This window comes from Lachnoclostridium sp. An181 (assembly GCF_002160325.1).
GTDB lineage: Bacteria > Bacillota > Clostridia > Lachnospirales > Lachnospiraceae > An181.
This window is the reverse complement of record NZ_NFKJ01000014.1, coordinates 77450-88320: the sequence shown is the minus strand read 5'-3', so window position 1 is coordinate 88320 and position 10871 is coordinate 77450. Positions and strand designations below refer to the sequence as shown.

General features: G+C 42.8%; 6 protein-coding genes and 8 tRNA genes. 11 read left to right on the top strand and 3 right to left on the bottom strand.

What is annotated here, in order from left to right; all coding sequences use genetic code 11:
- Window positions 1–36 precede the first annotated feature (36 nt).
- From B5F18_RS09585 to B5F18_RS09555, 7 genes are all read left to right on the top strand, one after another.
- Window positions 37–109, top strand: a tRNA-Asn gene (locus B5F18_RS09585).
- A 309-nt stretch (window positions 110–418) separates the two neighbouring features.
- Window positions 419–490, top strand: a tRNA-Glu gene (locus B5F18_RS09580).
- 99 nt (window positions 491–589) lie between these two features.
- Window positions 590–662, top strand: a tRNA-Thr gene (locus B5F18_RS09575).
- A gap of 57 nt (window positions 663–719) precedes the next feature.
- Window positions 720–793, top strand: a tRNA-Ile gene (locus B5F18_RS09570).
- A gap of 10 nt (window positions 794–803) precedes the next feature.
- Window positions 804–877 (top strand) — tRNA-Asp (locus B5F18_RS09565).
- Window positions 878–922: 45 nt separating this feature from the next.
- Window positions 923–995: transfer RNA gene (locus B5F18_RS09560), tRNA-Val, on the top strand.
- A gap of 4 nt (window positions 996–999) precedes the next feature.
- A tRNA-Leu gene (locus B5F18_RS09555) sits at window positions 1000–1086 on the top strand.
- Window positions 1087–1308: 222 nt separating this feature from the next.
- Here the strand turns inward: B5F18_RS09555 and B5F18_RS09550 are convergent.
- Window positions 1309–1382: transfer RNA gene (locus B5F18_RS09550), tRNA-Arg, on the bottom strand.
- 336 nt (window positions 1383–1718) lie between these two features.
- Here B5F18_RS09550 and B5F18_RS09545 point away from each other — a divergent pair.
- From B5F18_RS09545 to B5F18_RS09530, 4 genes are all read left to right on the top strand, one after another.
- Window positions 1719–4316 carry a cation-translocating P-type ATPase gene (locus B5F18_RS09545; RefSeq protein WP_087157438.1) on the top strand — a complete coding sequence of 866 codons (2598 nt, stop codon included), beginning with the start codon at window positions 1719–1721 and terminating at the stop codon, window positions 4314–4316.
- Window positions 4307–5479, top strand: coding sequence for an AI-2E family transporter (locus B5F18_RS09540; RefSeq protein WP_087157437.1), 1173 nt, complete (start codon window positions 4307–4309; stop codon window positions 5477–5479). The genes B5F18_RS09545 and B5F18_RS09540 overlap by 10 nt, the downstream gene beginning before the upstream one ends.
- Window positions 5480–5622: 143 nt before the next feature.
- Complete coding sequence (locus B5F18_RS09535; RefSeq protein ID WP_087157436.1) at window positions 5623–6861, top strand: 6-phosphofructokinase; 1239 nt, start codon at window positions 5623–5625, stop codon at window positions 6859–6861.
- Between the two features lie 154 nt (window positions 6862–7015).
- On the top strand, window positions 7016–8437 hold the full coding sequence (locus B5F18_RS09530; RefSeq protein ID WP_087157435.1) for a tetratricopeptide repeat protein: 1422 nt from the start codon (window positions 7016–7018) through the stop codon (window positions 8435–8437).
- Between the two features lie 4 nt (window positions 8438–8441).
- On the opposite strand, the gene B5F18_RS09525 is transcribed toward B5F18_RS09530, so the two are convergent.
- Window positions 8442–9278, bottom strand: coding sequence for an exonuclease domain-containing protein (locus B5F18_RS09525; RefSeq protein WP_162607579.1), 837 nt, complete (start codon window positions 9276–9278; stop codon window positions 8442–8444).
- Between the two features lie 296 nt (window positions 9279–9574).
- On the bottom strand, window positions 9575–10798 hold the full coding sequence (locus tag B5F18_RS09520; RefSeq protein ID WP_087157433.1) for a 6-phosphofructokinase: 1224 nt from the start codon (window positions 10796–10798) through the stop codon (window positions 9575–9577).
- Window positions 10799–10871 lie beyond the last annotated feature (73 nt).

Genomic DNA, 10871 nt, shown 5'->3' with positions numbered 1-10871 from the left:
GTTTTGAAGGTGCATGAACCTTCGAGGAAGGAATGATCCTCCTTAGCTCAGTCGGTAGAGCACTCGGCTGTTAACCGAGTTGTCGTTGGTTCGAGTCCAACAGGGGGAGTTTAGGAAAAGCTCGTAAATATTAATTTACGGGCTTTTTTGTCATATAAGAATGTGCGTGTGGTATTTTCGAGAAGTTATTAATGAAATTGGTGGGGGGTTAATGAAAAGAGAATTGGATAAACTTCAAGATAAAAAGTTTTTTTAATTTTTTCAAAAAAAATGAAAATTCCTCTTGCAAAAATCTTATAAATATGATAATATTATCTTCGTTGACACGGTTACCTAAAAAAAGGTACAGCGAGAGGACATGCTGACCAGGATACCGGTGACATCCGTCCAAAAGCGGACAGTGTCCAGAAAAAAATAAGGCTCCTTGGTCAAGCGGTTAAGACATCGCCCTTTCACGGCGGTAACACGGGTTCGATTCCCGTAGGAGTCATTGATGAATATGCCGAATTGGTTCATTTGTGCAGATTGTGCGAAGGGCAATATGAGGCAGTAGCAGACTGATTATAAATCAGCTGCTCAAAGAAGATATGCCGATGTGGCTCAATTGGCAGAGCAGCTGATTTGTAATCAGCAGGTTATCGGTTCGAGTCCGATCATCGGCTTTGCTTGAAAAAGCAAACAAACATAAGAGGTCTTCAAGACTTACCTTAGATAAATATGGACCTTTAGCTCAGTTGGTTAGAGCAATCGGCTCATAACCGATCGGTCCCGGGTTCGAGTCCCTGAAGGTCCACTTTTATTAAGGCCCGGTGGCTCAGTTGGTTAGAGCGCCGCCCTGTCACGGCGGAGGTCGTGGGTTCGAGTCCCATCCGGGTCGCTTGTATCGTAAAAGCGATACAAAATTAAATATAGTTTTTTGTGTGGGATCATAGCTCAGCTGGGAGAGCATCTGCCTTACAAGCAGAGGGTCATAGGTTCGAGCCCTATTGGTCCCATTTTGCCGGCGTGGCGGAACTGGCAGACGCACAGGACTTAAAATCCTGCGGGACTTATCCTCCCGTACCGGTTCGATTCCGGTCGCCGGCAGTAAAGTGCTTTAAATCTTTGTGGATCAGAGATTTAAAGCATTTTTTATTTTCTATAGGAAAGTCCTTTTGTCTTCCCCATAGAATAAAAGCTCTCCTGGTAGGATGCGCACGCCGCAATAGCGTATTTGCCGTTTTGTTCTTTTAGTGAATACAAGGGAAATTTTGGGAAAGAATAAGATAAAATAAAAAAGACAAACCGTAAACACGATTTGCCTTTTAACGTGGGTTAGAGGATTCGAACCCCCGACCTTTTGGTCCGTAGCCAAACGCTCTATCCAGCTGAGCTAAACCCACATGTTGTCTGCGTTGCTCACAACAATAGTTATTATATAGCATAAGCTGAGTATTGTCAACAAGTAAATCAAAAATGATTATATATTTTAAAAGAAAAAGTGGAAAATAAGAATAGTGGTTGACAGAGTCTATGTTTGCAGGTATCATACTAAATAATAAGAGGGAGTAACCGGCATCAGGAAACTGGTGTTTGCGATATCGTCAATACGATGGATACATCCGTGTCGTGATGAAATGGTGAGACTTTTATTGCATGTATAAGGTGCAATAAAAAGTGTCACCTTTTTTATTGCACGAAAATGAAAATTTTATATTGTTTAGGAGGGAGAAAAGATAATGAAAACGTTTTATCAGATGACAAAGGAGGAGGTACGCCAACAGGTGAACGGCTATCAGGAGTCGATTCGCCCAGAAGATGTGGAAGCACATCAGAAAAAATATGGAAAGAATGAGCTGGCTGAAGGAAAACAGAAAAAACCCATCCAGATTTTTCTGGAACAGTTTAAAGATTTTCTTGTTATCATTTTGATCATCTCCGCGATCATTTCAGGTTTTTTGGGCGATCTTGAGAGTACTGCGGTCATCCTGATCGTGATCACCATCAATGCGATACTCGGAACAGTACAGACATTAAAGGCTGAGAGTTCACTTAAAAGTTTAAAGAAACTTTCCGCGCCTGAGACAAAGGTCGTAAGGAACGGCGGCGTAAAAGTAATTCCTGTCTCGGAAGTCACGATCGGTGATGAAGTTATTTTGGAGGCTGGAGATTATGTACCTGCAGACGGCAGGATTTTGGATTGTGCAAGCTTAAAAATAGATGAAAGTGCGCTGACAGGAGAAAGTGTGAGTGTTGAGAAAGAGGACTGTCTTATTGAAGGAACAGCACCTCTTGGAGACCAGAAAAATATGGTATTCTCTGGTGGATTTGTTACTTACGGAAGAGGAAGTTTCCTTGTCACATCTATTGGTATGGATACAGAGGTAGGAAAGATCGCCAGACTTTTGGCAAATACCGCGGATAAGAGAACTCCGCTGCAGAGAAATTTAGATCAGTTTGGAAAAAATCTTTCTATTTTGATTCTTGTATTTTGTGCTGTGTTATTTGGTGTAAACGTTATCAAGGGTGAAGATATCGGTAATGCGTTTATGTTTGCGATTGCTTTGGCTGTGGCAGCCATACCGGAAGCCTTGAGTTCTATCGTGACCATCGTACTTGCATTTGGAACGCAGAAAATGGCAAGAGAGCATGCGGTCATCAGAAAACTACAGGCTGTGGAAGGGCTTGGAAGTGTTTCTGTTATCTGTTCCGATAAGACAGGCACATTGACAAAGAACGAAATGACGATTGAGCAGTACTATATCGGCGGCGAAACATTTGCGGCAGAAAACCTTTTGGAATGTCCAAAAGGAGAGAGATTTCTAAAATATAGTCTTTTGTGCAACGATGCGTCTATTCAGGATGGCGTGGAGATTGGTGACCCTACGGAAACTGCATTTGTAAAAGCAGGGGAGCAAAATGGAATCTACACTGGGCCTTTGAGAGAAGGCACACCAAGGATTGGGGAAGTTCCGTTCGACAGTGACAGAAAATTGATGTCAACAGTACATGAAATAGACGGAAAGCAGTATATCATTACAAAAGGTGCAGTGGATGTCCTTGTAGGCCGTTCTTTGATGATAGAAACCGTTTCAGGGACTGAGCCGATGACGGAAACATGGCGAAACAAAATCTTTGACAAGAACATGGCTTTCGCAGGAGAAGGACTTCGTGTTCTGGCTGTTGGATACCGGGAGATTGATCGGGCGCAGATTGGCACTGAGGATGAAAAAGACTATATCTTCCTTGGCATGGCGGCTATGATGGATCCGCCAAGAGATGAGTCAAAGCCAGCAGTGGAAGAATGTATTGCAGCAGGTATCAAACCGGTGATGATAACAGGAGATCATAAAATCACAGCTGCTGCGATCGCAAAACGAATCGGTATCTTAAAAGAAGATTGTGAAGCATGCGAAGGAATGGAGATTGAACACATGAGCGATAAGGAGTTGGAAGACTTTGTGGAGCACATTTCCGTGTATGCGAGAGTTTCACCGGAGCATAAAATACGTATTGTAAAGGCATGGCAGAACAAAGGAAATATTGTGGCCATGACAGGAGACGGGGTGAACGATGCCCCTGCGCTGAAACAGGCGGATGTTGGTGTTGCCATGGGTATTACAGGAACAGAAGTGTCAAAGGATGCAGCTGCCATGATCCTGACAGACGACAACTTTGCAACGATCATCAAAGCAGTGGAAAACGGACGAAATGTATATCAGAACATTAAGCATTCTATTCAGTTTTTGCTCTCCGGTAATTTCGGCGCTATTTTGATGGTATTGTTTGCAGCGCTTTTGAGTCTCCCGGTACCGTTTGAACCAGTACACCTTTTGTTCATCAACCTTTTGACAGACAGCCTTCCGGCGATTGCCCTTGGACTGGAACCGCATGTGCATGATGTGATGGGTCAGAAACCGCGAAGGGCGGATGAATCGATTCTTACAAAGTCATTTTTGGCAAGAATCGGGGTGCAGGGCGCTGTGATCTGTATTCTGACAGGTGTGTCCTTTATGATCGGACTGGAGACAAGCGCGAAACTTGCAAGCACAATGGCATTTGGAACTTTATGTATGGCACGGCTTGTTCATGGGTTCAATTGTAAATCAGACAAAAGAGTATTGTTCAAAAAGCAGTTTTATAATAATATTTATTTATTCGGAGCATTCGCAATTGGATTTGTGCTCATCAGTGCGGTTCTTTTGATTCCTGTATTTGCACCTGTAATGCAGGTTGCAACACTGACCTTAAAACAGTATGGAATCATTTGCCTGATGGCATTGATGAACCTTGTTGTAGTACAGCTCCTGAAAGGAGAAGGGAAAGCTTGGATTTAGACAATCGGATCATTAAAAAAATCAGATGGCTTGTACTGTACACGGTGATTCTTCTCGTGGCAGCATGGAATTACAAAGTGGTTTTCCATTATATTGGAGTTGCTGGAAATGTCATTCTTCCGTTTCTTATCGGAGGGGCGGTGGCATTTATCTTAAATGTGCCGATGAGTTTTCTGGAAAAATGTATATTCTGTAATAAATACATGGAAAAGAAAAAAGTGGCACAGAAACTTGCAAGGCCGGTCAGTCTTCTGCTGACATTGACACTTTTTGTGGGTCTGCTTGTTCTTCTGATGTTTGTTGTATTGCCGGAGCTTGGAAAAACCTTCCTTAATCTTGGCGGAAATATACAGGATTTTTTGAGCGATATGCAAAAAAAGGCAATGGATATGTTTCAGAACAATCCAAGTATTGTGGAATGGATAGGACAGATACAGATCAACTGGGAGAGCCTTTTCCAGAATGCCGTTGATTTTCTGAAGACGGGAGCAGGGAATGTCATTGGCTCTACCTACACAGCAGCGCGCAGTATCATCAGCGGAATCATGACATTTTTTATCGCATTTGTTTTTGCGTGTTATATTCTTCTGCAAAAGGAAAAACTGCGTGTGCAGGTGACAAAGATCATGTATGCGTTTATGAAGAAGGAGCACGTGGAAAAAGTGATGGATATCTGTTCTTTGACATACAGGACATTTTCCAACTTTTTAACCGGGCAGTGCCTGGAGGCGTGTATACTTGGCCTGATGTTTGTGGTTACAATGAATATATTCAGATTTCCATATGCTATGCTTGTCGGAATTCTCATTGCATTTACAGCTCTGATTCCGATTTTCGGTGCATTTATCGGCTGTGCGATCGGTACCTTTCTGATACTGGTCATCAACCCGATGCAGGCAGTGATGTTTATCATTCTATTCCTTGTCTTGCAGCAGGTGGAGGGCAACCTGATCTATCCCCACGTGGTGGGAAATTCAGTAGGGCTTCCGTCTATCTGGGTTCTGGCTGCAGTCAGTGTGGGCGGAAGTTTGATGGGAATTGTGGGAATGCTTATTTTTATTCCGCTCGTGTCCGTGATCTACAGTTTGTTCAGAAAGTATGTCTATGACAGGCTGAAGGCAAAGAAGATAAAAATAGATGGAAGTATTTGTGAAAAAAGTTAGAATGTACCCTGTCCTACATTTTGAAAATGTGTAGTATAACGGTTAAATCAGGAAGAAATATTTACAAAATAGTGATAATATACTAAAATAGTGTTAATCATTATCGATAAATATACAAAATGTAAAGACAGGGAGGTATGTAAATGAAAGGAAATGTAATAGTCGGTCAATCCGGAGGACCTACGTCAGCGATCAATTCAACTTTGGCAGGAGTTTACCGTACAGCGATAGAGCGCGGTGCCAAAAAAGTTTATGGGATGAGGAATGGCATTCAGGGATTAATGGAGGAGCGTTATGTTGATTTAGCAGATCATATCACCAATGACCTGGATGTGGAGCTTTTGAAACGTACCCCGGCCGCATATCTTGGTTCCTGCCGCTATAAACTTCCGGAGATCCATGAGGACAAGGCAGTGTACGAGAAGATATTTGATATCCTCAACAAACTGGACATTGAGGCATTTATCTATATCGGAGGAAATGACTCCATGGATACGATTAAAAAACTTTCCGACTATGGAATCCTGACAGGGCAGCCTACAAAGTTTGTGGGTGCTCCAAAGACCATAGACAACGACCTTGCCCTCACTGACCATACGCCTGGTTTCGGGAGTGCTGCGAAATATATTGGTACATCTGTAAAAGAGATCATACGTGATGGTATGTGCCTGGAGTATAATAAAGGTATCGTCACCATCGTGGAGATCATGGGAAGGAATGCAGGATGGCTTACCGGGGCCGCATGTCTGGCAGAAGGAGAGGACTGTAAGGGCCCGGATCTTATCTATCTGCCGGAGTTTCCGTTTGAACTGGAGACTTTTGTGGATAGGGTAAAGAAGATACTTAAAAAGCAATCTTCCGTTGTGGTGGCTGTGTCAGAGGGAATCAAACTGGCGGACGGGAGGTATGTGTGCGAGCTTGGGCAGAGTGTTGACTTTGTGGATGCGTTTGGACATAAACAGTTGTCCGGAACAGCAAACTATTTGGCAAGCCTCATTGCCGGAGAGATTGGCTGTAAGACAAGAGCCATTGAGTTGAGTACACTTCAGCGCTCAGGTGCGCATCTGGCATCCAGGGTGGATATACTGGAGGCAATGCAGGCAGGAGGAGCTGCTGTGATGGCTGCGGATGAAGGAGACTCAGGAGTCATGGTCGTGTTCGAGAGAATCTCTGACGATCCATATCAATGTGCGACTGCAGTAAAAAATGTGCACAAGATAGCAAATGATGAGCGGCTCGTGCCAAGAGAATGGGTCAATAAAGAGGGCACCTATGTGACAGATGAATTTAAACGGTATGTGCGTCCTCTGATCCAGGGAGATATGCCACCGGTCATGGTGGACGGAATTCCGCGTCATCTCTACAGACCATTTAAAATATAAGTGTATGATGGGCAGATGTAAGATCGCATCTGCCCGAATTTTTACTTGAACAATAGTTATAAATATGATACGATATATACATAAACACACATCTAAGATTCTTGTTAAATTCCACAGATTAAAATTTCATAATGGAAAGGCAGTGAGAGCGTTTATGAAAGACGAAAAAGGATATGCGGTTCTGCGCCTGTCGATGTGCGGTAATAACTGTCGGGTTGTCATGGATTTTCAAAAAGGTGTCCTGTGGTATGAAAAATTTGCTCCAGGACCCAAGATCGTGAAGGAGGAAGCAGTTGGATGGATGCGTCAGCTTGTCGAGATGGCATTCTGTGTGTGCATGTCCCGGGAGGAGAGCGGACGATTTCTTTTTAATCCATATGGGGTTCTTTTGGGAGCAGACCGCAACCTCTATCTTTTGGATATGGAGGATGAAAATAACGAATCCTGCAAAAAGAAAGGCCAAAGGAAGAAGATTAAAGAAAAGTTTGAATGTACAGGAGAAAGAGAAGTGCAAACAATGTTTGCAGCAGGCAGGATGATTCAGTGTATGATGGCCCAGAGTGATATTTATCCTTCCATACATTGGAGGGAGAAACAGTATATTAAAAAAATAGTTGTACTTTGTGGAAGAAAGGAGGACCTGGAAAAAAAGAAAAAATCCATAGAAAGAAATGTTCACTGTCTTGGCAGGAAGAGGAAACCTGTGCCTGCGGTCTTATGGGGGATTTTATGTTTGTCTCTGTGCATAGGCGGCGGTGGCTGGTACGCAATAAAACATGTAAAAGAAGAAGGCCAGAAGAAACATTCAATAATTGAGAAAAGCATTGTCGGTAAGATGATGGATGACAGTTACATGGAGCAGGGCAAGAAGTATTTTCTGGAATTTGGAGATTATGAGGAAAGTAAACAATGTTTTGGAAGGGTGGAGGATGAACATGAAAAGGCAAAGCATTACATCATACTGGCAGAGTATATGAGTGGACAGGAAAAAGAAGAAAAGGCAAAAGAAGCGCTGAAATCTTTAGAGGCAGAAGACAAGGGAGATCTTTTGTGTATGCTGAGAGTATACGAAAAGATAGGTGACATGGAAGACTGCGAAGAGATGATAGATCTGGCAAAGAGATGTTGTATACATGAGTATGAAAAGGATATTTATTTCAATGAAAAGAGAGAGTTTGAGGTGAAAAGTATACTTTGCAGAATGTATGAGATGACAGGACAAAAAAAAGAGGCGGATTTATGTTACGAAGAGATGTCCAGGCTAAAACTGGATGAGGAACAGCGGCAGCAGTACTATACCCAGTGGGCCAAAGCCCTCATGCAGAGAAATGACTGGAAAAAATCAGATGAAGTCTGTCAAAAAGGTATTGAGAAGGTACCGGGGTCAGACGAACTGAAACGGCTCAGAGTGCAGGCAATGTGTATGTTTCCCGATAACAGCAGGGAAAAGCTTTTGGGAGTACTGAGCGCTTACATCGCCCAGAATCCCAATCTGATAAAGGATGAGGAGATAAAAAAGATTGCAGCACAATATCAGCTGAAGATGGAGGGAGGAAAAATATGGGCCGGGAAATAGACTCTCAAATAAAACGAAAAAGGCGGTCTTTGTAGCTGGGGGGTTCACCGCATATAACGGTGAGGTCATCGCAGAGAGCTGCAATACGCACCTTTTCTTCCGGATTTCCATGGTTTTGGGAGGTCCATAATAAATCCGCAGCCATTAAGAGCTCCTTTTTCTTTTTTTCAGGGAGAGAAAAGGATAGCCGATAAAAATTTCTGCTGTCATTGTATATCTGACGCAATTTCATCTCCGCATTGGCGGATGCAACATCTTTGCGGGAATAGCTTTTGCGCTTCAGTGAACAGTACACATGATAGAGCATATCTGCGTCTGTTAAGGCATTGTGCCAGTGTCCGCGGGGAGTTGTTCCAAGAAGAGCAGCAAGTTTTTCGAGTGCAAGAGACTGTTTTTCATCGAAGAGAGTACGGGTAATCTGAACAGAGATATCCAAGATCATATCGCACAGATAGTGCCATTTCTTTTCCATACCGATGCTGGCAATATTTGCTGCGAGCACTGGTTTGTCACAGTTGCCGTACACGTACAGAGTTTGAACAGACCATTTGCGCAGAAAACCAATGACCTGTGCGAGTACATGATCAAGAGGAGGGGCGTGGTAAATGTCTTCTTGTGAAAGTTTTGTCAAGACCTGGCAATATTCAGTCAGAATCACATTGATGCGTGGCCTTGTCAGTGAGTAGAAGGAATCCTTTTTTTCCAGAGTGCAGGAATCTGCGATTACGATGCCGATGGAGAGAAGACCTGGAGCATTGTCCGTATCAAAGCCGGTATTATATTCCAAATCAAGAAATCCAATATATTTTCCTGGTTTTCGTGTTTTTTTCATTTTTGTCATGTCAGTTTCACCTTTTTGTCTAGAATTGTCTATAAACATCTTACCCTTATTTTATTTCAGAGTATGAAAGAACACAAGATAAAAAAATACAGACCAAAAGGTCTGTAAAAGGGAGGATGCCAGGCAGCTGGTGGTGCAGCTCCTGGCATGTATTATGAAAAAGTTTATTTCAAATAGTGTTAAACTTGGTAGCGTCTAATTTCTAGATTTATCTATTTGATGACTTTAGTATAAGTAACAGAAATGAAAGAATCATGTTCAAGAGGTAAAGATTCTAGAAATAAAAAATGAACAATTTATGAACGGTAGGCGAACCGCGGAAGTCCGTCCTCCATCGGTACATCCACCTGTCCTTGGATCAACGGGCGTGCGTATGAGATAAATTCGTCAGTCACATCACAGCCGTTTTCGGTTATCCAGGAAAGTGGTACTGCTTTTTCTTGATTACAGATATCGTTTACATCTGCAGTAGAGCAGGCGATCGTATAAGGTTCATTTTCTGTGCGTATGAAGGTTATCATTTTTCCGGTCTGGCCCTCCAGTGCTTTTAAAACTGCAAATGCGCCTGCCTCCTCTGCCTCGTCCAAGTCTGTTTTTGAGAGCATGGAAGAAGAGCAGCGCTGGCTTACATTCAATTCTACAGAACGTACTTTGACACCAAGTTTTTCCTTCACAAGATTTTCAAGATACTTTCCTGAGCCGGTCAGCATTTTATGTCCAAATGTATCCACACCCACTTCGCTTGACAATTCGCAGATGAAAGTCCCTTTTCCGTCATTGATCCCTTCGGAGATACAGACAATGAGGTTGGAAACAGTCTCAAGGTTTTGACGTACTTTTTCGATAAATGCATCCGGATCAAAGGTGGTTTCCGGAAGATAGATGAGCACAGGGTTGTCCCCTTTGAATTTTCTTGCAAGTGCGCTTGCAGCAGTGAGCCATCCGGCGTGCCGTCCCATAATCTCTACGATAGTAACAGATTTTTTATTGTCATATACAGATGCATCCACGGCAATCTCACGCACTGTGGAGGCAACATATTTTGCAGCACTTCCGAAACCAGGCGTGTGGTCTGTGTGGATAAGATCATTGTCAATTGTTTTTGGAATACCGATAAAGCGGATATCGCTGCCGATTTGGGATGCGTAGCGGGAAAGCTTGCTTACAGTATCCATGGAGTCGTTTCCGCCGATATAAAAGAAATATCCGATATCGTATTCCTCAAATTTTTGAAAGAGTGCTTTATACACAGGATCATTAAAATCTTCCGGAAGTTTGTAGCGGCAGGAGCCAAGATATGCACCGGGTGTAGTGTGAATAAGATTCAGCTCAGTTTCAGAAATTTCAGTTTTAATGTCCAAAACGTGCCCGTTTAAAAACCCCTCAATTCCGTTGATCATGCCGTACAGATGTCCGATGGAATCAGACTGGCGTTTCCCTTCGCGGATAACTCCGCACAGGCTGCCGTTAATGACAGCAGTAGGGCCGCCTGACTGGCCAACAATAAGATTTTTTTTCATTTTCATTTCCTCCAAAATGTTATTTTTAATAATAATATAATGGAATTATGACGATTTTACAATATATGGTTGG

What these genes read in the sequence shown, in the direction of transcription:
- B5F18_RS09520 (WP_087157433.1), bottom strand. Translation starts at nt 10,798, where the DNA reads ATGAAAAAAAATCTTATTGTTGGCCAGTCAGGCGGCCCTACTGCTGTC.
- B5F18_RS09545 (WP_087157438.1), top strand. Translation starts at nt 1,719, where the DNA reads ATGAAAACGTTTTATCAGATGACAAAGGAGGAGGTACGCCAACAGGTG.
- B5F18_RS09530 (WP_087157435.1), top strand. Translation starts at nt 7,016, where the DNA reads ATGAAAGACGAAAAAGGATATGCGGTTCTGCGCCTGTCGATGTGCGGT.
- B5F18_RS09525 (WP_162607579.1), bottom strand. Translation starts at nt 9,278, where the DNA reads ATGACAAAAATGAAAAAAACACGAAAACCAGGAAAATATATTGGATTT.
- B5F18_RS09535 (WP_087157436.1), top strand. Translation starts at nt 5,623, where the DNA reads ATGAAAGGAAATGTAATAGTCGGTCAATCCGGAGGACCTACGTCAGCG.